General features: G+C 68.7%; 21 protein-coding genes. 8 read left to right on the top strand and 13 right to left on the bottom strand.

Translation table 11 applies throughout. The features are described 5' to 3' along the window. Window positions 1–140 precede the first annotated feature (140 nt). The gene (locus BMZ47_RS15195) at window positions 141–671 is read left to right on the top strand and encodes a GNAT family N-acetyltransferase (protein WP_091863253.1); all 531 of its coding nucleotides are present in this window, start codon (window positions 141–143) and stop codon (window positions 669–671) included. A gap of 211 nt (window positions 672–882) precedes the next feature. Continuing rightward, complete coding sequence (locus BMZ47_RS15190; protein WP_007566328.1) at window positions 883–1,497, top strand: DUF2147 domain-containing protein; 615 nt, start codon at window positions 883–885, stop codon at window positions 1,495–1,497. 16 nt (window positions 1,498–1,513) lie between these two features. Here the strand turns inward: BMZ47_RS15190 and BMZ47_RS15185 are convergent, their stop codons facing one another. Beyond that, the gene (locus BMZ47_RS15185; protein ID WP_091863252.1) at window positions 1,514–2,737 is read right to left on the bottom strand and encodes a serine hydrolase domain-containing protein; all 1,224 of its coding nucleotides are present in this window, start codon (window positions 2,735–2,737) and stop codon (window positions 1,514–1,516) included. 58 nt (window positions 2,738–2,795) lie between these two features. After that, window positions 2,796–3,305 (bottom strand): DUF427 domain-containing protein, encoded by a 510-nt coding sequence (locus tag BMZ47_RS15180; protein WP_091863251.1) that lies wholly within the window; start codon window positions 3,303–3,305, stop codon window positions 2,796–2,798. Between the two features lie 119 nt (window positions 3,306–3,424). Here BMZ47_RS15180 and otsB point away from each other — a divergent pair, with 119 nt between their 5' ends. Further along, window positions 3,425–4,168, top strand: a complete 744-nt coding sequence (gene otsB, locus BMZ47_RS15175) for a trehalose-phosphatase (RefSeq protein ID WP_091863250.1) — start codon at window positions 3,425–3,427, stop codon at window positions 4,166–4,168. Between the two features lie 132 nt (window positions 4,169–4,300). After that, window positions 4,301–5,308, top strand: coding sequence for a glucokinase (locus BMZ47_RS15170; protein WP_091863249.1), 1,008 nt, complete (start codon window positions 4,301–4,303; stop codon window positions 5,306–5,308). 49 nt (window positions 5,309–5,357) lie between these two features. Here BMZ47_RS15170 and BMZ47_RS15165 read toward each other — a convergent pair whose 3' ends face one another. Beyond that, window positions 5,358–6,830 (bottom strand): MFS transporter, encoded by a 1,473-nt coding sequence (locus tag BMZ47_RS15165; protein WP_007566341.1) that lies wholly within the window; start codon window positions 6,828–6,830, stop codon window positions 5,358–5,360. 159 nt (window positions 6,831–6,989) lie between these two features. Here BMZ47_RS15165 and BMZ47_RS15160 point away from each other — a divergent pair, with 159 nt between their 5' ends. After that, complete coding sequence (locus BMZ47_RS15160) at window positions 6,990–7,280, top strand: hypothetical protein (protein ID WP_007566343.1); 291 nt, start codon at window positions 6,990–6,992, stop codon at window positions 7,278–7,280. A gap of 81 nt (window positions 7,281–7,361) precedes the next feature. Beyond that, window positions 7,362–8,303: a 2-hydroxyacid dehydrogenase gene (locus tag BMZ47_RS15155; RefSeq protein ID WP_091863248.1), complete on the top strand. Its 942-nt coding sequence runs from the start codon at window positions 7,362–7,364 to the stop codon at window positions 8,301–8,303. Window positions 8,304–8,516: 213 nt separating this feature from the next. Here BMZ47_RS15155 and BMZ47_RS15150 read toward each other — a convergent pair whose 3' ends face one another. After that, window positions 8,517–10,496, bottom strand: a complete 1,980-nt coding sequence (locus BMZ47_RS15150; RefSeq protein ID WP_091863247.1) for an acyl CoA:acetate/3-ketoacid CoA transferase — start codon at window positions 10,494–10,496, stop codon at window positions 8,517–8,519. Window positions 10,497–10,926: 430 nt separating this feature from the next. Here BMZ47_RS15150 and BMZ47_RS15145 point away from each other — a divergent pair, with 430 nt between their 5' ends. Beyond that, window positions 10,927–12,888: a cytochrome C oxidase Cbb3 gene (locus BMZ47_RS15145; protein ID WP_091863246.1), complete on the top strand. Its 1,962-nt coding sequence runs from the start codon at window positions 10,927–10,929 to the stop codon at window positions 12,886–12,888. Window positions 12,889–12,907: 19 nt separating this feature from the next. Further along, window positions 12,908–13,753, top strand: a complete 846-nt coding sequence (locus BMZ47_RS15140; RefSeq protein WP_091863245.1) for an oxidoreductase — start codon at window positions 12,908–12,910, stop codon at window positions 13,751–13,753. Window positions 13,754–13,986: 233 nt separating this feature from the next. Here the strand turns inward: BMZ47_RS15140 and BMZ47_RS15135 are convergent, their stop codons facing one another. From BMZ47_RS15135 to urtA, 9 genes are all read right to left on the bottom strand, one after another. After that, on the bottom strand, window positions 13,987–14,556 hold the full coding sequence (locus BMZ47_RS15135) for a ClpP family protease (RefSeq protein WP_007566353.1): 570 nt from the start codon (window positions 14,554–14,556) through the stop codon (window positions 13,987–13,989). Between the two features lie 57 nt (window positions 14,557–14,613). Then, window positions 14,614–15,669 (bottom strand): aliphatic amidase, encoded by a 1,056-nt coding sequence (locus BMZ47_RS15130; protein ID WP_007566355.1) that lies wholly within the window; start codon window positions 15,667–15,669, stop codon window positions 14,614–14,616. A gap of 249 nt (window positions 15,670–15,918) precedes the next feature. After that, window positions 15,919–16,236 carry an FmdB family zinc ribbon protein gene (locus BMZ47_RS15125; protein ID WP_091863244.1) on the bottom strand — a complete coding sequence of 106 codons (318 nt, stop codon included), beginning with the start codon at window positions 16,234–16,236 and terminating at the stop codon, window positions 15,919–15,921. Window positions 16,237–16,322: 86 nt separating this feature from the next. Beyond that, window positions 16,323–17,552: a formamidase gene (gene fmdA / locus BMZ47_RS15120; protein WP_091863243.1), complete on the bottom strand. Its 1,230-nt coding sequence runs from the start codon at window positions 17,550–17,552 to the stop codon at window positions 16,323–16,325. A 229-nt stretch (window positions 17,553–17,781) separates the two neighbouring features. Further along, entirely contained in the window at window positions 17,782–18,546 is a 765-nt protein-coding gene (gene urtE / locus BMZ47_RS15115; protein ID WP_244536823.1) for an urea ABC transporter ATP-binding subunit UrtE, read from the bottom strand. A 2-nt stretch (window positions 18,547–18,548) separates the two neighbouring features. Further along, entirely contained in the window at window positions 18,549–19,334 is a 786-nt protein-coding gene (gene urtD / locus BMZ47_RS15110) for an urea ABC transporter ATP-binding protein UrtD (protein WP_091863242.1), read from the bottom strand. A 7-nt stretch (window positions 19,335–19,341) separates the two neighbouring features. Beyond that, window positions 19,342–20,514, bottom strand: a complete 1,173-nt coding sequence (gene urtC / locus BMZ47_RS15105; protein WP_091863241.1) for an urea ABC transporter permease subunit UrtC — start codon at window positions 20,512–20,514, stop codon at window positions 19,342–19,344. A gap of 10 nt (window positions 20,515–20,524) precedes the next feature. After that, complete coding sequence (gene urtB / locus BMZ47_RS15100) at window positions 20,525–21,451, bottom strand: urea ABC transporter permease subunit UrtB (RefSeq protein ID WP_007566366.1); 927 nt, start codon at window positions 21,449–21,451, stop codon at window positions 20,525–20,527. A gap of 234 nt (window positions 21,452–21,685) precedes the next feature. Next, window positions 21,686–22,954 (bottom strand): urea ABC transporter substrate-binding protein, encoded by a 1,269-nt coding sequence (urtA, locus tag BMZ47_RS15095; RefSeq protein ID WP_007566368.1) that lies wholly within the window; start codon window positions 22,952–22,954, stop codon window positions 21,686–21,688. Between the last annotated feature and the right edge of the window lie 239 nt (window positions 22,955–23,193).

Below are 23,193 nucleotides of genomic sequence, written 5' to 3'. Positions count from 1 at the left end.
GTCGATTGCGGGACGGCCGAGCGTCCATCCCCGCGCCGTCCGGCCCGGCGATCGATCCATCTCGAAATGCGCGCGATCACCCGGCCCCACGGGGTGGTCGCGCGCATTGCCGTTCGGGCCGGCGCACGTATGCTTGCGCCGTGACCCACACGATTCGTCCCGCCACCGAGGCCGACATCCCGGCCATCGCAGCCATCTACGACGAGGCCGTCCGCACCAGTACGGTGAGCTTCGAGCTGGAGCCGCCGGGCGTCGCGGAGATGGCCCGCCGCTTCGCGCTCCTGCGGGAGGGCGGCTTCCCGTATCTCGTGGCCGTCGGGAACGGTACCGTTGCCGGCTACGCCTATGCCGGACCCTATCACCAGCGCGCGGCCTACCGATCGACCGTCGAGGATTCGATCTACGTGGCGCGCGCGGCCCGGGGCGCGGGCGTCGGGCGGGCCTTGCTCACGGCCTTGATCGCCGAAGCCGAGCGGATCGGCGCCCGGGCGATGATCGCGGTCATCGCGCAGAGCGATACGGCGGCCTCCGTCGCGTTGCATGCCGGCCTCGGCTTCACGCCGGTCGGCACCCTGGTCGGCGTGGGCTACAAGCACGAACGCTGGCTCGACGTCACCCTGATGCAGCGCGCGCTCGGACCCGGCCGGAGCACGAAGCCGACGCGCGTCTGAACCGCCAGGCGCCGCAACGAAGACTATCCAATACCTCTCAGCCCTAGGCTGCGCCGTCATGATGCGGACAACTTCGCGCGAGAGACGGCGGGCAGGACGCGCAAGCCGCCGGGTTGTCGACCCGGCGAGAGCGCGATGACGCGAGCGAGGGGGCCTTCCGCACGGCGGGCGGTCCTGGCCTCCAGGGCTCGCGAGGCAGGGGAGTTCGGGTATGACGATGTCTTCGATCGGTCGGCGGTTCGCGCCGCTCGCGGCCTTGGCGCTGGCCGCGCTGTCGGCTCCGGCGCATGCGGCGGCCCCGGCCGACCCCAGCGGCACCTACCTGACCGAGGACGGCCGCGCCCGCGTCCGCCTCGAGAAGTGCGGGCCGGCCAACGACCGGCTGTGCGGCTACGTGGTCTGGCTGAAGGTCCCGCTCAACGACAAGGGCGAGCCGCGGGTCGACTTCAAGAATCCCGATCCGAAGAAGCAGGCGCGCCCCTCGCTCGGCCACCAGCTGATCATGGGCCTGAAGCCGAATGCCGACGCCCATTACGAGGGCAAGATCTACAATTCCGAGGACGGCAAGTCCTACGACGTCACGATCTGGACGGATGCCCCCAACGAGCTGACCGTGCGGGGCTGCCTGATCGCCTTCCTGTGCAAGTCGCAGACCTGGAACAAGGTCGTCGACCTCGCCCCCGGCCAGCTCGCCGGCCCGACCAACGGCCCGAACGGCCCGCGCAGCGACCCGGAATTCGCCACCGGGTCGCCCAAGCCCACCGCCAAGGCGGGCGCCAAGGCGGCGCCGAAGCCGGCCGCCGCGGATGCCCCCGCCGCGCAATGAGCCGGGACGGCGGCCCTCAATCGTCGAGGGCCGCGTAGGTCAGGACGCGCAGCTCGCGCCGGATCGGCAGCGCCGAGGACGGCACGAGCTGCGTCATGAGCACGACCGAGAGATCCTCGGCCGGATCGACCCAGAAGGCCGTCGAGGCCAGGCCGCCCCAGGCGACCTCGCCGGGCGTGCCGAGGATCTGGGCCCGGGCCGGGTCGAGCATCACCGAGAAACCGAGGCCGAAGCCGATCCCGGTGTAGGAGGTCTCGGCGAAGCGCGGCGTGCCCATGGAAGCGAGATCCCCCGTCAGGTGGTTCGCCAGCATCAGCGCGACGGTCTTGCGGCCGAGCAGCCGGTTGCCGTCGAGCGTGCCGCCGTTGAGGATCATCCGGCAGAAACGCTGGTAGTCGGCCGCCGTCGAGACGAGGCCGCCGCCGCCGGAGGCGATGGCCGGAGGCCGCGCGAAGCTGGTTTCCACGGAATCGTCGAACAGTTTGAGCTGCCGCGCCCGGTCATACGTGTAGGTCGCGCAGAAGCGCGGCATGAGCTCCGGCCGGACCTGGAAGTCGGTGTCGACCATGCCGAGGGGCGCGATGACCGCCTCGCGCAGGTACTGGTCGAAGGGACGGCCGGTGAGCGCCGCCACGTACTGGCCGAGCACGTCGGTGGCCACGCTGTAATTCCAGGCGCTGCCGGGTTGCGCGAGCAGGGGCAGCGCCGCGACCCGGCGGGTCATCTCGGCGAGGCTGCCCTCGCGGGCCAGGAAGTCGATCCCGTGCTCGCGATACTGCGCGTCGACGAGGGTCGCCTCCATGAAGCCGTAGGTCAGGCCGGCCGTGTGGGTGAGGAGGTCGCGCACGGTGATGCCCCGGCGCGCCGGCTCGGTCTCGATCTTCGACCGGTTGCCGCCCACGGCCACCCGCATCTCGGCGAAGTCCGGCAGCACCCGCGCGATCGGATCGTCGAGCTGGAACCGGCCCTGCTCGTAGAGCTGCATGACCGCCACCGAGGTGAGCGGCTTGGTCATGGAGTAGATCCGGGTCACCGTATCCAGGGTGAACGGGGTGCCCTGGGCGAGGTCGGCCTGCCCGCAGGCGCGGGCGAAGGCCACACGGCCCCTGCGCGCCACCGTGACCGACAGGCCGGCAAGCCGGCCCTCCGCCACAAGTCGGTCCATCCAGGGCGCGATCCGCGCGAGCGCGTCCGGGTTGAGCCCCGCGCCCGTCGGGTCGATCTCGGTCAGCGCGCTCATAGCGTCTCCTTCGGCCGGCAAGGCTCGATCCGGGACGATAGAGTGCGCAGGCGCGGCGTTACCAGCCCATCGTGCCGGGGCCGCCCTTGAACGGGCCGACAATCCCGGGCGTGATCCAGCCGCCGTAGAAGGTGCCGGGCTGGGGCGTGACCCGCGCGTCGCCGACGAAGCAGGCATCCATCGGCAGCGCGTAGAACGCGACATAGCCCGCGATGGCGTCGAAACCCTGCGTCGGCTCCGGGTAGGACCAGGCGGCGCTGGGCGCCAGCCGGTCGCCGCCATGCACATCGAACAGCACGGCCTGTCCCTTCCATTCGCAGATGCCGCCCCGGCGCGGTCCCGAGAGGACGCCGGCGCTCACGTCGCCCGGCGGCAGGTAGTAGGTCGGGGGATGGGCCGTCTCCAGAACCCGGTAGCCGGCTTTCGATTCCGCGATCACCGCGCCGCCGAGGATCACCCGCAGCGTTTCGGCGACGCGCTCCAGCCTGGGCGGCCGCGGATAGTCCCAGACACTCTCTTGGCCGGGCTGGATCGGTTCGGGGACGGGGCGTGCGAGCGGACGGGCCATTATGAAGCCGGCGTATATCGTATCCACAATGAACGCTAGGTTGATGCCGGGCGCCGTTCCGCGAACGATCGTCGCGTGGTAGCCCGGCCCCCCAGAGTCACGGCCCGGGAAAGACCGCGATGGACATAGCCCTCTTCCTCGACTTCGACGGCACCCTCGCGGAGATCGCCCCGCGGCCGGACGCGGTGCAGGTCGAGCCCGGTTTGGTCGCAGACCTCGAGCGGCTGCGCGACCGGCTCGGTGGGGCGCTGGCTATCGTCACCGGCCGGCCGGTCTCGGTGATCGACGGGTTCCTGGCGCCTGCACGCCTCGACGCGGCCGGGCTGCACGGCGTCGAGCGCCGGGTCGGCGGGGCTTTGTCGGGCGGCGGCGCGGAGGATCATCCCGCGCTGCGCCGTCAGGTCGAGCGCCTGCATGCCGAGAGCCGGCCGCTGGCCAACGTGCTCATCGAGGACAAGGGCGCCTCGGTGGCGGTGCATTGGCGCCTCGCGAACGCCGAGGACGCCGCTCGGGCCGAGGCGCTGGTCAAGGACGCGGCCGAGGCCCTCGGGAGCGCCTATCGGCTCCAGCTCGGCAAGGCGGTGGGCGAGATCGTGCCGGCGCAGGCGACCAAGGCCCACGCGATCCGCGCCTTCCTGGAACAGCCCCCCTATGCCGGGCGCCGGCCGGTCTTCTTCGGCGACGACCGGACGGACGAGATCGCGTTCGCGTCGGTGAACGAGGATGGCGGCATCGCCGTCCGGGTCGGCGACGGCGACACCGTGGCGAGCCGGCGCCTGCCCGATCCGGCCGCCGTCCGCGCCCTGGTGCGAATGTGGGCCGAGGGCGGAAGGATCGACCCCGAGGCCCTGCCGCCGGCCTGAGCCCGCCCTATCCTTCGTGGAACGCCGGTCGGCACGCGACCTGCCTGGGGCATCATCCCGAACGGTGGCTGCCGGTGTTCGGAATACGATGCTGCACACACAGAAGCCCGCTCAGGAAAAGGCCTTTCGTCGATGTTCGAGTTTCCGGTTCTGATCGGTGACATCGGTGGCACGAACGCCCGCTTCGGTCTGATCACCGAGAAGGGCGCGGAGCCTCGGCTTCTCTCGCACGAGGCGACGGCCGAGCATCCCGATCCGTCCCACGCCATCAGGGCGGCTTTGGCCAAGGGCGGGGATGCCCTGCCGCCCCCGCGCTCGACCATCCTGGCGATGGGCGGGCGGGTCGACGGCCCCGAACCGCAGCTGACCAACGCGGACTGGCGGATCGGCGGCGAGCGCATCGCGAAGGATTTCGGTCTCTCCTCGGCGGTGGTGGTGAACGATTACGTGCCGGTCGCGGCCGGGGCTGCCGATATCGAGCCCCACGACCTCACGCCGGTCGGGCCCAGCCCGACGATTCCGGGGGGCGCCCGGGTCGTACTGGGGCCCGGCACCGGTTTCGGGGCGGCGGCCCTGGTGCCGTACGCGGCCCACCTCGCCATCGTCTCGACCGAGGCCGGCCACACCGATTTCGGCCCGACGACCGATTTCGAGGAGAAGGTCTGGCACGCGCTGGAGCGGGTCGAGGGGCGGATCACCGTCGAGGCGGTGCTGTCCGGGCCGGGCCTGGCGCGGCTGCACGCGGCGGTGGCGCATGTCCGCACCGGCCAGCCGCACGAGAAGATCGATCCGGCGGCGGTGACCGAGGCCGGGCTCAAGGCCTCCGATCCGCACGCCGCGGAGGCCTTGGAGCTGTTCGGGCGCCTGCTCGGCCGCGTCTGCGGCGACCTCGCCCTGACATTCCTGGCCACCAGCGGCGTCTATATCGGCGGCGGCATCGCGCCCCGCATCGTCAAGGTGCTGGAGGAGAGCGGGTTTCGCGAGGCGTTCGAGCGCAAGGCGCCCTTCGAGGAGATGATGCGCCAGATCCCGACCAGCGTCATCACGGTCCACGACCCGGCCTTCAAAGGCCTCGCCGCCCTCGCCAACGAGGGGCGGCGCTTCGTCTACCACGGGCAGGTTTGGCGGAAGGAGAGCTGACCAGATACCGTCAAGGCGGCCCAACGGCCGCCGTGACGGGCTTTGATCCTCACGCCGCCGCCAGCGGCTTCGACACGTCCTCCAGGGACTTGCCCTCCGCGGCCGTGCCCCAGATCCCGCCGACCACCGCGGCGATCAGCATCAGCGCGGCGCCGATCCCGTAGCCGAACAGGACCCAGTCCCGGGAGCCGGTCTCGACCAGGCTGCCGAACAGCAGCGGGCCGGAGACGCCGCCGATGCCGGTGCCGACCGCGTAGAACGCCGCGATGGCGAGCGCGCGGATCTCCAGCGGGAAGGTCTCGGAGACGGTAAGGTAGGCCGAGCTCGCCGCGGCGGACGCGAAGAAGAACACCACCATCCAGGCCGCGGTCTGCCCCACCGGCCCGATCACGTCGAGGCGGAACAGGAGGCCCACGGCGACCAGCAGCACCGCCGAGATGCCGTAGGTGAAGGCGATCATCTGGCGCCGGCCGATCGTGTCGAACAGCCGCCCGAGGAGCAGCGGGCCGAGGAACGAGCCGAGCGCGAAGGGCAGCAGGTACCAGCCGACGCTGTTGCCCGGCACGTCGTAGAACCGCTCCAAAACCAGCGCGTAGGTGAAGAACAGGGCGTTGTAGAAGAAGGCCTGCGCCACCATCAGGGCGAGGCCGACCATCGTGGCCAGCCGGTTCGTGACGAACAGGGCGTGGAACACCTCCGAGAGGGGGGTGTGGTCGCGGGTGCGGACCTTCATGCGCTTGGTCTCGTCGATCGGCGGCAGCGTGACCCCCGCATCGGTGAAGCGCTTCTCGATGCCGGTCACGACCCGGTCGGCCTCCGCGGCGTAGCCGTGGGTGGCGAGCCAGCGGGGGCTCTCGGGGATCCAGGTGCGTAGCAAAAGGATCACCAGGCCGATGGCGCCGCCGGTGAAGAAGGCGACGCGCCAGCCCCAGGCCGGATCGATCACCTCGGGCTTCAGCAGCACGATCGACATGAACGAGCCGAGCGCCGCACCGATCCAGAACGAGCCGTTGATGACCAGGTTGGTCCAGCCGCGGACCCGGGCCGGGACCAGCTCCTGGATGGTCGAGTTGATCGCCGTGTACTCGCCGCCGATGCCGGCGCCGGTGAGGAAGCGGAAGAAGCAGAAGCTCGCGACGTTCCAGGACAGGCCCGTGGCCGCGGTGGCGATCAGGTAGAGGGCGAGCGTGATGAAGAACAGCTTCTTGCGGCCGATCCGGTCGGTCAGCCAGCCGAAGCCGAGAGCGCCGGTCACCGCACCGACGAGGTAGCAGGAGGCTGCCAGCCCGACATCGAATTCCGAGAACGACATCGGCGCCTTGCGCAGGGCGCCGACCAGCGAGCCGGCGAGCGTCACCTCCAGCCCGTCGAGCACCCAGGTGATGCCCAAAGCCACGATGACGAGCACGTGGAAGCGGCCCCATGGCAGCCGGTCCAGCCGCGCGGAGATGTCGGTGTCGATGACGCGGCCGATCTCCGCGCGCTCGGGTGTCCCGGCGCTCCCCTCAACCTTGCTCGCCATGCCCGCGCATCCTCCCGATTCGTTCGTTTACCGTGCCTCAAGACCCGGCGTTTACCGCAAGACCAGACAGGTGTTGGGAACGGGTTGGGAATCGATTCGGTTCGATCCCGTCTTCATCCCCGGCAGGCAGAACGAGCGTGTCCACGCGGGTTCTCTGCCATGTCCTCCCCCTCACTGCGCTCCCGACCGTCGCGCCGGTATCGCTACGGCCTCCTCGCGGTCATCACCCTGGCCGGGCTCGCCACCGTACCCACCGAGGGCGCGGACCGGCATCTCGAGCGCCCGAAGCCGCCGGTCCCGATGGCGAGCGCCGAGCGCTGGCGCCTGCGACCCACCGAGGTGGCGGTGCCAGCCACCACCGGCAGCCTGCGCCGGCGCGCCGCGACCGCGATTCCCGAGGATCGGCGCAACGTCCGCCTCGTCTACCCGGCCCTCGTCGAGGCGCGCTGACTTGGCGAAACCGTCGCGAGCCGGCACAGCGCCTGCATCGCCCTGAGCGGGCGTGGCCCGGGACGCGTACGGAGTTCGAGGATGGCGGAGGTTGTCGCGCTGGTCGGGTGCAAGGGCCCGGCCCAGGAGGCGGAGTACCTGCAGATCCTCACGGCGGCGTTGCCCGGTGAGCGGCTCGTCCCGTTCCGCACCATGAACGAGGCCGAGCGCGCCCAGGCGCAGGTCGCCATCGTGGCAAATCCCGATCCCGCCGAGGTCGCCGCGCTGCCGGGCCTCGTCTGGGTGCAGAGCCTGTGGGCCGGCGTGGAAAAGCTCGTCGGCGCCTTCGACCGGCCGCTGCCGATCGTCCGTCTGGTCGACCGCGAGATGGCCCGCGCCATGGCCGAGGCGGTGCTGGCCTGGACCACCTACCTTCAGCGCGACATGCCGGCCTATGCCCGCCAGCAGCGCGAGCGGGTCTGGAAGCCGCATCCCTATCGCAAGCCCGCCGATACCCATGTCGGCCTGCTCGGCCTCGGGGCGCTCGGCACCGCGGCGGCGGAGCGGCTGACCGGGGCGGGGTTCTCCGTCACCGGCTGGAGCCGGACGCCGAAAACCATCGCGGGGATCGAGACCGTCCACGGGGCGGACGGCCTCGCGCCGATGCTCGGGCGCTGCGACATCCTCGTCTGCCTCGTGCCGCTCACCTCCGAGACCCGCGGCCTCGTGAATGCCGACCGGCTCGCGGCGCTCAAGCCCGGGGCGGCGCTGATCAACTTCGCCCGGGGCCCGATCGTGGTGACCGCAGACCTGATCGCGGCGCTCGATGCCGGCCACCTGTCTCATGCCGTGCTCGACGTGTTCGATGTCGAGCCCCTGCCGGCCGGCTCGCCGCTCTGGACCCATCCCGGCGTGACCGTGCTGCCGCACATCTCCGGCCCCACCGACATGGATTCGGCCGCCGCGACCGTGGCCGCCAACCTGCGGGAATACCGCAGCACCGGGCAGCCGCCGCAGGGCGTCGATGCCGGGCGGGGGTATTAGGGACTGTTTGGCGAGCGAGCATCTACCCCTCGACCTCATCCTGAGGAGCTTGCGTGTAGCGCAAGCCTCGAAGGAGCCCTCCGGCAGCCGCGCGATCCCTGGAGGCCTCCTTCGAGGCCTCCGCTGCGCTCCGTCACCTTAGGATGAGGGGGTTGGAATGGAGGAGGTGGGATCAGACAGAGGCCTCGATCAAGATGCTGACGCCTCGATGCCCTAAGCCGCCGAGGCGACCGCCGGGGAGATCCGCTTGCGCGCCTTCTTGTCGGTGCTGCCGAGGAAGGCCTGGGCCTCCTCCTTGCGCTCGAACACGTGAGGGGCGACGCCGCGCTTGGTCAGCGCCTCCTCCATCTTCAGGCGCAGGAACGCGCTGGTGACGTAGCGGGTCGTGGTCGCGTAGTAATTCGCCTGGAGATACTGGATCATCCCGGCGTAATCGTCGATCAGGTTCTCGTTGAGCCGGAAGCCGTCGTGGTTGATCACGGCGTTGACCCGCTGGCCGGCCTTGCGGCAGGCCTCGACGATGGTCATGCGCAGCTCGTCCATGTCGCTCTTCACCCGGCAATACCAGCCTTCGAGGTTGATGAAGAGGATGTTGCGCTCGCCGTCGTAGCTGATCCGCGAGGCCAGATCGAGATTGAGCAGATCGGAGAGCAGCTCCATCGGTTCGTCGCGGAAGATGCGCGGGTCCATCGGCACCGGATTGCGCACCACCGGCTTGAAATCCATGTGGGCGAGGATGTCGCGCTCGATGTCGATGCCCGGCGCCACCTCGATCAGCTCCAGCCCGTCGGCGGTAAGCTGGAAGACGCAGCGCTCGGTCACGTAAAGGACCGGCTGCGCCCGCTCCACCGCGTAGGGCCCCGAGAAGGTGTTCTGCTGGACCTGGGTCACGAACTTGCGCGCGCGGCCCTCGCTCACGATCCGGACCACGCCGTCATCGACGGCGATCTCCAGCCCGCCCGCCGTGAAGGTGCCGGCGAACACCACGGTGCGGGCGTTCTGCGAGATGTTGATGAAGCCGCCGCAGCCGTTGAGCTTGCCGCCGAACTTCGAGGTGTTGACGTTGCCGGCCGCGTCGCACTCGGCCATGCCGAGGCAGGTCATGTCGAGGCCGCCGCCGTCGTAGAAGTCGAACATCTGGTTCTGGTCGATGATGCAGTCGGCGTTGGTCGCTGCGCCGAAGCTCGATCCCGAGGCCAGCACCCCGCCGACCGCACCCGCCTCGGTGGTGAGCGTGATGTAGGGGGTGATCTTCTCCTCGTTGGCCACCGACGAGATGCCCTCCGGCGCACCGACACCGAGATTGACCACGCCGTTCGGCGGCAGCTCGAAGGCGGCCCGGCGGGCGATGATCTTGCGCTCGTTGAGCGGCATCCGCTTGATGCCGGTGACGGGGACGCGGATCTCGCCGGCCAGAGCGGCGTCGTGCATGACGCCGTAATTCATCCGGTGCATCTCCGGCTCGGCGACCACCACGCAGTCCACCAGGATGCCGGGGACGCGCACGTCCTTGGGCAGCAGGTAGCCGTCGTCGACGATGCGCTCGACCTGGGCGATGACGATGCCGCCGTTGTTGCGGGCCGCCATGGCCTGGGCCAGGCAATCGAGGGTCAGCGCCTCCTTCTCGTAGGACAGGTTGCCCGACGGATCGGCCGAGGTGGCGCGGATGAAGGCCACGTCGATCTTGGTGGCGGTGTAGAACAGCCACTCCTCGCCATCGACCTCCACCAGCTTGACGATGTCCTCCGTGGTCAGGGTGTTGACCTTGGCGCCGCCGTGGCGCGGGTCGACATAGGTCTGCAGCCCGACCTTCGAGAACAGGCCGGGCTGGCCTGCGGCGCAGGCCCGGTAGAGCTGCGAGATCACCCCCTGGGGCAGGTTGTAGCCGCGGATCAGGTTGTTCTGCGCGGCCTGCGCCACCTTCGGCATCCGGCCGAAATTGGCGGCGATCACCCGCGCGAGCAGGCCGTCGTGATGCAGGCGGCCGGTGCCGAGGCCTTTGCTGTCGCCCGCGCCCGCGGTCATGATCAGGGTCAGGCCGCGGGGCGATCCGGTCTCGACGAAGCGCTTCTCCAGGGCGGCGTGCAGCGCCTCCGGGATGCAGCTCTGGACGAAGCCCGTGGTGGTCACGACGTCGTTCACGCGGATCAGCGCGATCGCCTCGTCCGCCGTGATGACCTTGTTCTTCCTCATGAAGCCCACGATCCTCCCTCCGGCCCGGATGTCCGGCCGGCCTCGGCGCCGGCCGTCCCCGAACCTGTTATCGGCCGGCCGCCCGGCGCTGGAATAATTCCAGCTGCCCGATCAGCGACGTTTCGCCTGTCATCGCGGGTGCGCTGCAGCAAAGATTTGCGGCATTGCAGTCAATGCAGGTCGGCTACACCATGCTAACGCATAATCAGCCGACAATGCTGCTGAAAAAGTCTTTGGTGTGAGGTCAGAAAAATTACGCGGCCGCGCTGGATAAGGCCAACGCGTATCCGGCCCCCGTCGCCCACTGTCGAAACCGTGACAGCCAGTCCCGCCTTACGGCGTGAACCTCGGCGGCGAATCGCCGTTGATCGCCGGCCGTCGATCCCCGCATGCCTGCCGGGTGGCGGGCCGAGGCTATCGAAGACGATCCATGGGTTGGTCCCGCCGCATCCTCGTCACCGCCGGCCTCGCGACCGTCGCGGCCGGTGCCACGCTCGGCCTCGGCCGGTTCAGCTACGCGCCGATGCCGGACCGGGCGGACCTGCTCAACCCGGACCGTTACCCGATCCAGACCGCCTTCGACGTCCTCGGGCGCCGGGTCTCGCGCGCGGAGGCAGATCGGCTGAACGCCACCGAGGCGGGTCGCAAGGAGCTCTCGGCGGCCAGCGGCGCGGTGGCGATCGATCCCGCCATGGTCGAGCGCGGGCGGCAGGCCTTCTACCAGGAGACGTTCGGCAACGAGGTCTTCCTCACCGACGTGATGGGCATGCTCGACGGCGGGCTGACGCCCACCGCGGTGGCGCTGGCGGTAGCTAAGCTCGGCGGGCAGGGCACAACCAACCTTCAGGTCGCCCTGGCGCGCGACGTCCGCATCGGTGATCGGACCTACCGCACGGGCGAGCTGGTCCCGACCGGTCTCGACGTGCCGAAGGGCGGCGCCTTCATCATCGGGATCAAGACCTTCTCCGACCGCGGCCACCTGCGCATGGGCATCACCTGCGCCCTGTGCCACGCCGCGGTCGATCCCGGGACCGGCAAGGTCGTGGAGGGGGCGCCCAACACCGATCTCAATGCCGGGCTGCTGATGGCGCTGGCCAGGAATTCCTCCGCCTACTTCATGCATGCCAGCGTGCCGGAGGCCGACGCCAAGCCCGCGACCGAGCCCGAGCATACTGGCTCCACCGGCAAAGGGCCGGCCCTGCCGGACGCCGAGGCGGTCGAGGCCGCCACCAAGGTCCAGGTGGCGAGCTGGCCGCCGGGCAGCTTCGATTCCTCCGCCGACCGGGTGACCAACCCGACCTCGATCCCGTCGAGTTTCTCGGCCCATGGTGAGCCTTATAGCTGGAGCGGGCGCGAGGCCGTCGGGCCGTTCGCGGGCCTGTCCTCGCTCAACAACAACGTCCACGCCGCCAATTCCGATACGACCCAGCTCGCCGCCGCCGCACCCTGGCTGTTCGGTATGGATGCGGAGACCTATCTCGGCATCGTCCTGCGCGGGGCGGCGACCGAATCCTTCCGGTACCGGTCCGGCGGGTCCTGGACGCCCTCGGAGGTGCTGCGCAGCGTCGACCCCACGCCGGCCGCGCCGGGGCTCAACAGCTACGCGGTGCTGCCGACCTATCCGGCGACCAACTACGTGACCGACAACGGCCTGTTCACCTCGGTGCCCGGGGAGCCGGTCAACCACGCCAACAACGCCATGTCGGCGTTCCAGAATCTGCTCCACCCGCCCGCTGCCAAGCGGGATTCCGCCACGCTGCAGGCCGGGCGCGCGGTGTTCGAGAAGGCCGGCTGCGGCGGCTGCCATTCCGGGCCAGCGCTCACCAACCACCGGATCATTCCGGCCGCGGAGATCGGCACCGAGCCGACCCGGGCCAGGGCCGGCGCCAAGATGGAGGCGCGACTCTCGGCCCCCAGCCTGTTCGCCACCGACACGCCGTTCCCGCTGCCCGCCGACCCGGTGATCGTCCCGGTGCCGCTCGCGGGCGACACGCTCGCCCAGGTCCAACTCGCCTGGGGGCAGGGGGGAACCGAAGGCGGCTACAAGGTTCCGAACCTCGTGGGCTTGGCCTGGACGGCGCCCTACCTGCACGATTCCGGGATCGCGGTCGGCCCCGATCCGGCGACTCAGTTGGGCGTTCCGGGCACGCTCGCGCGCGGTATCGCCCCCGATCCGTCGAATAGCCTGCGCAGCTTGGTTGACCGGGACCTGCGGGCAAAGGTCGTCGCTGCGAACAAAGCCTCGGATACGGCGCGGATCGCGCGCGTTACCGGCGAGGGGCACGCCTACTGGGCGGATGCCGGCACCGGCGTCTCGCGCCGGGACCAGGATGCGCTGATTGCCTACCTGCTGTCGATCGATACGCTGACCGAGCCGGCGGCGACGCCCTGATCACGACGGAACGGATCCCATGCCAAACACCCAACCGGTCTGGTTCATCACCGGCTGCTCCACGGGCTTCGGCCGGGAGCTCGCCAAGCTGGTCATCGCCCGGGGCTGGCGGGCGGTGGTGACGGCCCGGGATCGAGCCAAGGTCGCCGACCTGGCGGAGGGCGCGACCGACCGGGTCCTGGCCCTGGCGCTGGATGTCACGGATGCGAGCCAGATCGCCCGGGCGGTGAGAGAAACATCGAAACAGTTCGGGCGGATCGACGTGCTGGTGAACAATGCCGGCTACGGCTACCAATCCTCGGTCGAGGAGGGCGAGGAGGACAAGATCCGCGCCCAGTTCGATGCCAACGTGTTCGGCCTGTTCGCCTTGACCCGCGCCGTGCTGCCCCTGATGCGGGCGCAGCGCGCCGGCCATGTCCTGAACGCGACCTCGGTGGCCGGCTTGGTCGGCTTCCCGGCCTCCGGCTACTACGCGGCGACCAAGCACGCTGTGGAGGGCTTTTCCGACGCGCTGGCCGCCGAGGCCGGGCCGCTCGGCATCAAGGTCACCTGCATCGAGCCGGGCCCGTTCCGGACCGACTGGGCCGGCCGGTCCCTGATCCAGACGCCCAGCACGATCCCCGACTACGCCGAGACCGCGGGCGCCCGCCTCAAGGCCACGGCGGAGAAGAGCGGCACCCAGGCCGGCGATCCGATCCGCGCCGGCGAGGCGATGATCCGGGTGACCGAACTCGACAACCCGCCGCGCCACCTCGTGCTCGGCGCCTGGGGCTACGAGGCGGTGACGAGCCGGCTCAAGCAGCGCCTGGCCGAGATCGAGGCGTGGCGCGAGACCAGCCTGGGGGCGGATTACCCGGAGGGGTGAGTTAGCCGCGACCGCAACATCGCGGTTGGGTCAGGATCGATACGGCTCGGGACGGATCGCTCGCCCCGAGCCGTCATCGCGCGCGCAGCGAAGCGACCCCGGGGCGGCGCGCGATTGTTGTACCTGGCGCGTCCCTGGGTTGCTTCGCTGCGCTCGCAATGACGGTGTGGGCTGTGGACTTCCGTCTTGCTGGCCGAGCTCGCATCCCGTGACGCGATCGCGGACAAGAGCTCTCAGATCACCGCCTCTATCAGGCCCCGCCGCTTCGCCTCCTGCGCCTCCAGGTACCAATTTGCGGGCGCCTTCTCCAAGACCTCGTCGAGGCTCACGTCCGAGCCCTGGATGAGGTTCGCAAAGCCCTCGTTCTGGATCACGATCGAGCACTCGATCTCGTGCAGGGTTGCCTTCACGGAGGCGATGCAGGTGGTCAGCGGGCCCTGGACCTGAAGCTGCTTGTTCATCTTGCGCTCGTGGATCATCAGCCGCGTGCCCCGGGTGAGGTAGCGGTTCGGCCGGGCGAAGAAGCTCATGAAGGTGGTGCCGGCCGAGTAGATCGCGGCCTTGCCCAGGAAGACGAAGCGGCGCTCCGGGCTCGTCTCGGTGTGGTAGCGGATGTCCTCGCCCATCATCCGGGCGACCTCCGGGTCGCCGCCCAGCGTCGAGAGTTCGATCACGACGAGGTCGCGCTCGGCGGCCGCAGCGAATTGGCGGCGGAACTCCTTGTACATGTCGTAATCGACCGGGCCGGACAGCAGCACGGCGGGGCTGCGGAACGCGGTCGGGTCGAGGGGCGTGGTGTCCATGGGGGTCCTGGGCGTTGCGCCGGCCTGCGCCCGAAGACGGGAGCGGGCCGGGGGAAATCATCGGACCGGGTCTGGCGCGCCCTGGCCCTTGCCGACGAACGGGATGCCCTCGATCGGGCATTCCTCGGTGCCGACGCTCTGGCGGGTAATGGCCCGAACGGCGTCGCGGGTTCCGTCGGGATCCTCGATCCAGCGCCGGTAGAACTCGTAGGGGCATTCCGACATCCCGTGCCGGTTCTCCTTCGAGTTGATCATGCCGGTATAGCCGCGGTGCAGCAGCTTGAAGAGGTGGTTCTCGGACTGGCCGTGGGCGCGGAAATCGCGGATCAGGAACTTCGAGAGCGCCGCGTACTGGATGCCCATCTCCTCCTCGCCGCACTCGCCGAGCGTCCGCCCGTCGAAGCCGATGATCGCGGAATGGCCGAAATAGGTGTAGACGCCGTCGAATCCGGCGGCGTTCGACACGGCCACGTAGGTGTTGTTGGCGAACGCCATCGCCTTCGAGATGACGATCTGCTGCTCTTTCGCCGGGTACATGTAGCCCTGGCAGCGGATGATCAGCTCGGCGCCCCGCATGGCGCAGTCGCGCCAGATCTCCGGGTAATTGCCGTCGTCGCAGATGATCAGGCTGATCTTCAGGCCCTTCGGCCCGTCCGAGACGTAGGTCCGGTCGCCCGGATACCAGCCCTCGATCGGCGTCCAGGGCATGATCTTGCGGTACTTCTGAACGATCTCGCCCTGGTCGTTCATCAGGATCAGGGTGTTGTAGGGCGCCTTGTTCGGGTGCTCCTCGTGGCGCTCGCCGGTGAGCGAGAACACGCCCCAGACCTTGGCCTCCCGGCAGGCGGCGGCGAACACCTCGGTCTCCGCGCCCGGCACCGAGGAGGCGGTCTCGTACATCTCGGCGGCGTCGTACATGATGCCGTGGGTCGAATATTCGGGGAAGATCACCAGGTCGAGACCGGGCAGGCCGGTCTTCATGCCGATGATCATCTTGCCGATTGCCTTGGCGTTCTCGAGCACCTCGGCGCGGGTGTGGAGACGCGGCATCTTGTAGTTGACGACGGCGACGCCGACGCTGTCCTGGCTGGACGAGATGTCTCCGTGCATCATGGCGTGATGTCCTTCCGCTGTTAGGCTCTCAACGCGCCGTTTCTTTACGCCGCAGGGGCACCGTGCCCTCACTCGAGCGGTGAAGGCCGCGACGGGCTCCCTCTCCCGTGCGGGAGAGGGTTGGGGTGAGGGATCAGCTCCGTCCGGAGAGGTCGCCCCCCTCACCCTGTCCCTCTCCCGCACGGGAGTGGGGACCGGCGCCGCGTTCGTGAGCGTGTGAGTTCGCAAGTTCGCGGCGGGGGAGGGGGATCAGTGGCTGATCATCCAGGGCCGTGCGCTCGGGAAGCTCTTGGCCGCGGCGGGGGCCGCATTCGTCTTCTTCGGCGCGCAGCAGCCGCAGCCGGCGCCATGGCCCGAGGAGCGCCGGGGCGCGTGCCGGCTGCGCTCATTGGTGGCGTGGGCGGCCCTGAGCCCGGCATCCATGCCGGAGATCCGCGGCGCGGTGAGGAAGGCCCGCTGGCAGGCCTCCCCGCAATCCGGGCAGGCGTGCGGATCCTTGAACTCCGCCATCGGCCGCATGGCGGTGAACGGCCCGCAGGCCGTGCAGGCGTAATCGTAGACGGGCATTTCGAGGCTCCCGGCGAAATGTAAGGGCGCGGGTTCCCTCTCCCGTGCGGGAGAGGGGGCAGGTCGCGTCCGTGACCGGCGGCAGATCAGAGATCCGGCGAGAGCGGCATCTGGATCGAGCCGTCGAGGAACTTGGTCGGTCCGTCGGCACCGGGATTGATGTCGAACTCGAAGATCTTGGTGGGAATCCACAGGGTCGCGCAGGCGTTCGGGATGTCGACCACCCCCGAGATGTGCCCCTGCACCGGCGCCGTGCCGAGGATCGAGTAGGCCTGCGCGCCCGAATAGCCGAACTTCTTCAGGTACTCGATCGCGTTGAGGCAGGCCTGCCGGTAGGCGATGTGCACGTCGAGGTAATGCTGGCCGCCGTGCTCGTCGACCGAGATGCCCTCGAAGATCAGGTGATCGTCGAATTTGGGCGTGATCGGCGACGGCTTGAAGATCGGGTTCTTGATCCCGTACTTCGCCATGCCGTCCTTGATCAGCTCGACCTTGAGATGGACCCAGCCGGCCATCTCGATGGCGCCGCAGAAGGTGATCTCGCCGTCGCCCTGGCTGAAGTGGAGGTCGCCCATCGAGAGCCCGGCGCCCGGCACGTAGACCGGGAAGTAGATCTTCGAGCCGCGGGACAGATCCTTGATGTCGCAATTGCCGCCGTGCTCGCGCGGCGGGACCGTGCGGGCGCCGGTGGCGGCGGCCGCGTCCTTCGCCTCGCCCGTCAGCCGGCCCATATGGGCGGTCGGCCCGAAGGGCAGGGTGGCGAGCGCCGGCACGCGGTCTGGGTTGGTGTCGTAGAGCGCCTTCTCGCGGGTGTTCCAGGTCTCCAGCATCTTCGGATCGGGCAGGCAGCCGATCAGGCCGGGATGGATCAGGCCGGGGAAGCGCACGCCCGGCACGTGGCGGGATTTCGTGAACATGCCCTCGAAGTCCCAGATCGACTTCTGGGCCTGGGGGAAGTGCTCGTCGAGGAAGCCGCCGCCGTTCTTCTTTGAGAAGAAGCCGTTGAAGCCCCACTGGCTCTCGGGCTTGGCGCCGATATCGAGTAGGTCGACCACCAGCAGGTCGCCCGGCTCAGCGCCCTCAACCCCGATCGGGCCCGAGAGGAAGTGGACGATCGACAGGTCGATGTCGCGCACGTCGTCGGCGGAATCGTTGTTCTTGATGAAGCCGCCGGTCCAGTCGTAGGTCTCGACGATGAAGTCCGCGCCCGGCTTGACGTAGGCGACCATCGGGATGTCCGGGTGCCAGCGGTTGTGCACCATGTCGTTGTCGTAGGCCGATTGCGTGAGATCGACCTTGATCAGCGTCTCGGGCATTTTTTATCACTCCCTGCTGCGATCTTGATTGCCAAGTCTTCACGGACGGCCGCACGGGATTGTCCGGCGCGACATGCCCCCTCTCCCGTTCGGGAGAGGGCTGGGGTGAGGGAGGAGAACCCTCCGGAGAGGGCACGCCCCTCACCCTGTCCCTCTCCCTCAGGAGAGGGGACCCGCGTCCGACCCGGGACCGGGCATTGCCTTCGCTGGCGTCGAAGCCGGCGGATCCTCACACCGACAGGAACCGGGCGACGGCCGCCTCGTCGATGCCGTCCCGCGGCGCCTCGTGGACGATGGCGCCGTTCTCCATCACGATCACCCGGTCGGCGACGTCGAGGGCGAAGCTGAGGACCTGCTCGGAGACCACGATGGAGAGGCCGCGGTCGTCGCGGATCTTCTTCAGCGTCCGGCCCATCTCGCGGATGATCGAGGGCTGGATGCCCTCCGTGGGCTCGTCCAGCAGCAGCACCTTCGGGCGGCTGGCGAGCGCCCGGGCGATGGCGAGCTGCTGCTGCTGGCCGCCCGACAGGTTGCCGCCGCGCCGGCCCTTCATCTCGAGCAGGACCGGGAACATGTCGTAGAGGTCCTGCGGTACCTTGCGGGCGCCGGTGACCGTCAGGCCCGTCTCGATGTTCTCCTGGACCGTCATGGTCGAGAAGATCATGCGGCCCTGCGGCACGTAGGCGAGGCCCTTGGCGACCCGGGCATGGCTCTTGAGCCCGGCCACCGCCTCGCCCTCGACCCGGATCGCCCCGGACTTGACCGGCACGAGGCCCATCAGGGTCTTCATCAGGGTGGTCTTGCCCATGCCGTTGCGGCCCATCACGGCGACGATCTCGCCGGGCGCCACTGAGAAGGTCAGCCCGTGCAGGACCTCGCTCTGGCCGTAGGCGGCGTGCAGGTCGTGGACGTCGAGGGCCGGGGCCACGTCCGGGATCGCGACGCGCGGGGGCGCCTTGGCGAGGGGCGGGTGCGCGGTCTGGAGCGACGCCATCGTCAATGTCCCAAATACACTTCGATGACCTTCGGGTCGTTCTTGACCCGCTCCATCGAGCCTTCGGAGAGGACCTTGCCCTGGTGGAGCACGGTGACCCGGTGGGCGATGTCCTCGACGAACTTCATGTCGTGCTCGATCACCAGCACCGAGCGGCCCTTGATGATCTGGTTGAGCAGCTCGGCGGTCTTGATCCGCTCGCCGACGCTCATCCCGGCCACCGGCTCGTCGAGCATCAGCAGCTCCGGATCCTGGATCAGCAGCATGCCGATCTCGAGCCACTGCTTTTGGCCGTGGCTCAGGAATTCGGCCCGCTCCCTGAGCTGGTCCTTCAGGAAGATCGTCTGCGCGATCTCGTGGATCCGGTCGCGGACCTCGGCGTCGCGCTTGAAGGTGAGGGCGCCGAACACCGAGCGCCCGCGGGGGAACGAGATCTCCAGGTTCTCGAACACCGTGAGGTCGTCGTAGATCGACGGCGTCTGGAACTTGCGGCCGACCCCGGCCTGCACGATCGCGCTCTCGGTGAGCTTGGTCAGCTCCTGGCCCTTGTACTTGATCGATCCGGCGCTGGCCCGGGTGCGCCCGCAGATCAGGTCGAGCACCGTGGTCTTGCCGGCGCCGTTCGGGCCGATGATCACCCGGATCTCGTCCGGGTCGACGTAGAACGACACGTCGTTGACCGCCTTGAAGCCGTCGAACGAGACGGTCAGCGCCTCGACGGCGAGGAGGTAGTCGGGCGGAGCCGCCTCGGCGCCGACCACGGGGGAGGAGAGGATCGCGGCGTTCATGACATTCTCACTCGGCCGGGGCGCTGTGGGGCGGGGCGATGGCGGACGGGGGCGCGCGCAGGCCCTTGACCCGGCGGGTCAGGCGCGGCTCGATCTGCTCGCGCCAGATGCCGGCGAGACCGTTCGGGAAGGCGAGCACCACCGCGATGAACAGGGCGCCGAGGCCGAACAGCCAGAGATCGGGAAAGCTCTCGGAGAAGCTGGTCTTGGCCCAGTTGACCAAGAGCGTGCCCCAGACCGCGCCGAACAGGGACAGGCGCCCGCCGACGGCGGCGTAGATCACCATCTCGATCGAGGGCACGATGCCCACGAAGGACGGGGACATGAACCCGACCTGCAGGGTGAACATCGCCCCGCCGATCGCCGCGAAGCCGGCCGCCAGGCAGAAGGCGAAGACCTTGAAGCCGGCCACCGAGTAGCCCGAGAACCGGACCCGGTCCTCCTTGTCGCGCATGGCGACCAGGATCCGGCCGAGCTTCGACTTCTTCACGTATTGCGCCGCCAGGATGCAGGCGATGAGCAGGCCGCCGTTGACGAAGTACAGGATCACCTTGGCGTGGTCGGTGCGGATATCCCAGCCGTGGAGGGTGCGCAGATCCGTGATGCCGTTGATGCCGCCGGTATAGCCTTGCTGGCCGACGATCAGGATCGTCAGGATCGCGGCGATCGCCTGGGTGATAATGGCGAAATAGGTGCCGCCGACCCGGCGCTTGAACATCGCGTAGGAGATGATCAGCGCGAACAGGACCGGGACCGCCACCACCAGGATCAGCGTCAGCGGCAGGCTCTTGAACGGCTGCCAGAACCACGGCAACGCGGTGATCTGGTTCCAGTCCATGAAGTCCGGGATGCCCGGAGTCGACTGAATTTTTGTATTTTCGACACTCGAAGCTTCGAGCTTCAAGTACATCGCCATGCAATAGCCGCCGAGCCCGAAGAACACTCCCTGGCCTAAGGACAAAATACCGGCATAGCCCCAGCAGATCACCAGCCCGAGGGCCACGAAGGCGTAGGTCAGGTACTTGCCGACGAGGTTGAGGCGGAAGCCGTCGAGGGCGAGTGGCAGGACCACCAGGATCACCCCGGCGAGCAGCAGCAGGCTCAGCCACTCCACCGGCTTCATGAACGGGTTGTCGTTGACGGTGACCGACTTGGTCAGGGTCTGGACCGGATTGGTCATCGGGAAATCCTCAGCGCCGGACCTTGAGGGTGAAGAGGCCCTGCGGCCGCAACATCAGGATGCCGACCACCGCGAGCAGGGTGATCACCTTGGCCATCGAGCCGGAGAGGAAGAACTCCAGGGTCGACTGGGTCTGGGAGATCGAGAAGGCCGACGCGATGGTGCCCAAGAGGCTCGCGGCGCCGCCGAACACGACGATCAGGAAGGTGTCGACGATGTAGAGCTGGCCGGAGGTCGGCCCCGTCGAGCCGATCATCGTGAAGGCCGAGCCGGCGACGCCCGCGATGCCGCAGCCGAGGCCGAACGTGTAGCGATCGACCTTCTCGGTATCGATGCCCACCGCCCCCGCCATGGCGCGGTTGGCCATCACGGCCCGGACCTGCTGGCCGAAGCGCGAGCGGAAGATCAGCAGGGCCACGCTCACGGTGATCAGGATGGTCACCGCCATGACGAACAGGCCGTTGACCGGGATCTCGATCGTGTCGGTGACCTGCACCGAGCCGATCAGCCAGGACGGCAATTCGACGCCGACCTCGCGGGCCCCGAAGATCGACCGGTAGGCCTGCTGCAGGATCAGCGACAGGCCCCACGTGGCGAGCAGGGTGTCGAGGGGGCGCTTGTAGAGGAACCGGATCAGGCTCCACTCCACCAGCATGCCGAGCGCCCCGGAGGCGAGGAACGCCAGCCCCATCGCGACGAAGAAGTAGACCGGGAACAGGGCCGGCAGGTAGCTCTGGCAGAAGGCCGAGCAGAGATAGGTGACGTAGGCCCCGAGGATCATGAACTCCCCGTGGGCCATGTTGATCACGCCCATCTGCCCGAAGATGATCGCCAGCCCCAGCGCCATCAGCAGGTAGACCGAGAACAGGATCAGGCCGGCAAAACCCTGCATGGCGAAGATCGCGCCGAGGTCGCCGAGGGAGTAGTCGCCGAGCATGTCTTTGTCTTCCGCTGCAGATCGGGGCGGAGGGCGAGCGTCCTCCGAGCGGATTGTTCGGTGCCGGTTCTGAAGTCCGCGACGGACTCCCTCTCCCGTTCGGGAGAGGGTTGGGGTGAGGGATGTGCCTTCTCCGGAAGGACCTGGTCCCTCACCGTGTCCCTCTCCCGCACGGGAGAGGGGACCCGCGTTCCATCCGGTGAGCGGCGGCGCGGACTGTGTGCGGGCCTGGGGCTACTGGTAGCCCTTAGGGAACGGATCCGGCTTGATCAGCTCCGGGCTGGTGTAGACGATCTCGAACTGGCCGTCGGGCTTGGCCTTGCCGACCCGGGTCTTCGACCAGAGGTGATGGTTCTCGTCGATCTTGACGTAGCCCTCCGGCGCGCCCTTGAATTCCAGGCCCGGCGAGGCCGCGACCACCTTGTCGACGTCGAAGGATCCGGCCTTCTCGCAGGCCATCTTCCACAGGAACGGGCCGAGATAGGCCGCCTGGGTGACGTCGCCGATGACCGTCTTCTCGCCCCACATCTTCTTGAAGGCGGCCACGAACGCCTTGTTGTTCTCGTTGTCGATCGACTGGAAGTACTTCATGCAGGCATAGGCGCCGGCAATGTTCTCGCCGCCGATGCCGTCGATCTCGTCCTCGGTGACCGAGATCGTCATCAGCACTTGCTTCGACAGGTCGATGCCGGCCGCCTTCAGCTGCTTGTAGAACGCCACGTTCGAGCCGCCGACCACGTCGGTGAAGATCACCTTCGGCTTGGTCAGCTTGATCTTGTTGATCACCGAATTGAACTGGGTGTGGCCGAGCGGGAAGTATTCCTCGCCGACCACCTTGCCCTTGAGCACGTTCTCGACGTGCTTGCGGGCGATCTTGTTCGAGGTGCGCGGCCAGATGTAGTCCGAGCCGATGAAGTAGAAGCTGTCGCCGCCCTTCTCCTTGTGGACCCAGTCGAGCCCGGCGAGGATCTGCTGCGTCGCCTCCTGGCCGGTGTAGAAGACGTTCTTGGACTGCTCCAGGCCCTCGTAGAAAGTCGGGTAGTACAGGAGGCCGTTATACTGCTCGAAGACCGGCAGCACCGCCTTGCGCGAGGCCGAGGTCCAGCAGCCCATCACGGCGGCGCAATGGTCGTTGACGAGAAGCTTCTTGGCCTTCTCGGCAAAGGTCGGCCAGTCGGAGGCGCCGTCCTCCTGGATGATCTTGATCTTGCGGCCGAGCACGCCGCCGGCCTCGTTGATCTGGGCGATGGCGAGCTTCTCCGCCTCCTGGGCGCCGGTCTCGGAGATCGCCATCGTGCCGGTGACCGAGTGCAGGATCCCGACCGTCACCTCGGTGTCGGTCACGGCGAGCCCGGTGGTGTTCACCGCCGAGGTGGGCGCGGCGGCCCAGGCGCCGCGGGGCATCAGGGCGAGGGCCGGTGCGCCGGCCAGACCCATCAGCAGCCTGCGCCGCAGCGGGGAGCGCAAGCCGTTCGTCGCGCCGGTCTCGGTGTCGTCAGCCATCGTGCCTGCCCTGGTTCGCGTCCGGGCCTCGAGAGGCGGCCCCGGATCGACCAGTCCAGGCTAGGTCTTCGGCTACGCTACGGCCTATACGATGTTTTGCGTATGGCCGTTCTCTTGCATCGGGCGCACCATCGCGGCGCAGAAGTCTGAGGGATCGTTGGAAGCGAGGGCGGAGAGCGTGGGCGGCGCCCGGGCGGCGGAGTGTGTCCGCGCGCGCGCGCGCGGACGAAGCCCCATGC

Origin of the sequence: Methylobacterium brachiatum (assembly GCF_900113845.1) — a bacterium.
In the GTDB taxonomy this organism is placed as follows: Bacteria; Pseudomonadota; Alphaproteobacteria; order Rhizobiales; family Beijerinckiaceae; genus Methylobacterium; species Methylobacterium brachiatum.
This window is presented reverse-complemented; position numbering and strand designations above follow the sequence as displayed.

Excerpts from the sequence above, each read along its gene's own strand:
- urtC (WP_091863241.1), bottom strand. The coding sequence starts at position 20,514 with ATGACCAATCCGGTCCAGACCCTGACCAAGTCGGTCACCGTCAACGAC.
- urtB (WP_007566366.1), bottom strand. The coding sequence starts at position 21,451 with ATGCTCGGCGACTACTCCCTCGGCGACCTCGGCGCGATCTTCGCCATG.
- urtA (WP_007566368.1), bottom strand. The coding sequence starts at position 22,954 with ATGGCTGACGACACCGAGACCGGCGCGACGAACGGCTTGCGCTCCCCG.
- BMZ47_RS15170 (WP_091863249.1), top strand. The coding sequence starts at position 4,301 with ATGTTCGAGTTTCCGGTTCTGATCGGTGACATCGGTGGCACGAACGCC.
- otsB (WP_091863250.1), top strand. The coding sequence starts at position 3,425 with ATGGACATAGCCCTCTTCCTCGACTTCGACGGCACCCTCGCGGAGATC.
- fmdA (WP_091863243.1), bottom strand. The coding sequence starts at position 17,552 with ATGCCCGAGACGCTGATCAAGGTCGATCTCACGCAATCGGCCTACGAC.
- BMZ47_RS15125 (WP_091863244.1), bottom strand. The coding sequence starts at position 16,236 with ATGCCCGTCTACGATTACGCCTGCACGGCCTGCGGGCCGTTCACCGCC.
- BMZ47_RS15185 (WP_091863252.1), bottom strand. The coding sequence starts at position 2,737 with ATGAGCGCGCTGACCGAGATCGACCCGACGGGCGCGGGGCTCAACCCG.
- BMZ47_RS15160 (WP_007566343.1), top strand. The coding sequence starts at position 6,990 with ATGTCCTCCCCCTCACTGCGCTCCCGACCGTCGCGCCGGTATCGCTAC.
- BMZ47_RS15145 (WP_091863246.1), top strand. The coding sequence starts at position 10,927 with ATGGGTTGGTCCCGCCGCATCCTCGTCACCGCCGGCCTCGCGACCGTC.
- BMZ47_RS15155 (WP_091863248.1), top strand. The coding sequence starts at position 7,362 with ATGGCGGAGGTTGTCGCGCTGGTCGGGTGCAAGGGCCCGGCCCAGGAG.
- BMZ47_RS15150 (WP_091863247.1), bottom strand. The coding sequence starts at position 10,496 with ATGAGGAAGAACAAGGTCATCACGGCGGACGAGGCGATCGCGCTGATC.
- BMZ47_RS15130 (WP_007566355.1), bottom strand. The coding sequence starts at position 15,669 with ATGATGCACGGAGACATCTCGTCCAGCCAGGACAGCGTCGGCGTCGCC.
- BMZ47_RS15165 (WP_007566341.1), bottom strand. The coding sequence starts at position 6,830 with ATGGCGAGCAAGGTTGAGGGGAGCGCCGGGACACCCGAGCGCGCGGAG.
- BMZ47_RS15135 (WP_007566353.1), bottom strand. The coding sequence starts at position 14,556 with ATGGACACCACGCCCCTCGACCCGACCGCGTTCCGCAGCCCCGCCGTG.
- BMZ47_RS15180 (WP_091863251.1), bottom strand. The coding sequence starts at position 3,305 with ATGGCCCGTCCGCTCGCACGCCCCGTCCCCGAACCGATCCAGCCCGGC.
- urtE (WP_244536823.1), bottom strand. The coding sequence starts at position 18,546 with ATGGCGTCGCTCCAGACCGCGCACCCGCCCCTCGCCAAGGCGCCCCCG.
- urtD (WP_091863242.1), bottom strand. The coding sequence starts at position 19,334 with ATGAACGCCGCGATCCTCTCCTCCCCCGTGGTCGGCGCCGAGGCGGCT.
- BMZ47_RS15190 (WP_007566328.1), top strand. The coding sequence starts at position 883 with ATGACGATGTCTTCGATCGGTCGGCGGTTCGCGCCGCTCGCGGCCTTG.
- BMZ47_RS15140 (WP_091863245.1), top strand. The coding sequence starts at position 12,908 with ATGCCAAACACCCAACCGGTCTGGTTCATCACCGGCTGCTCCACGGGC.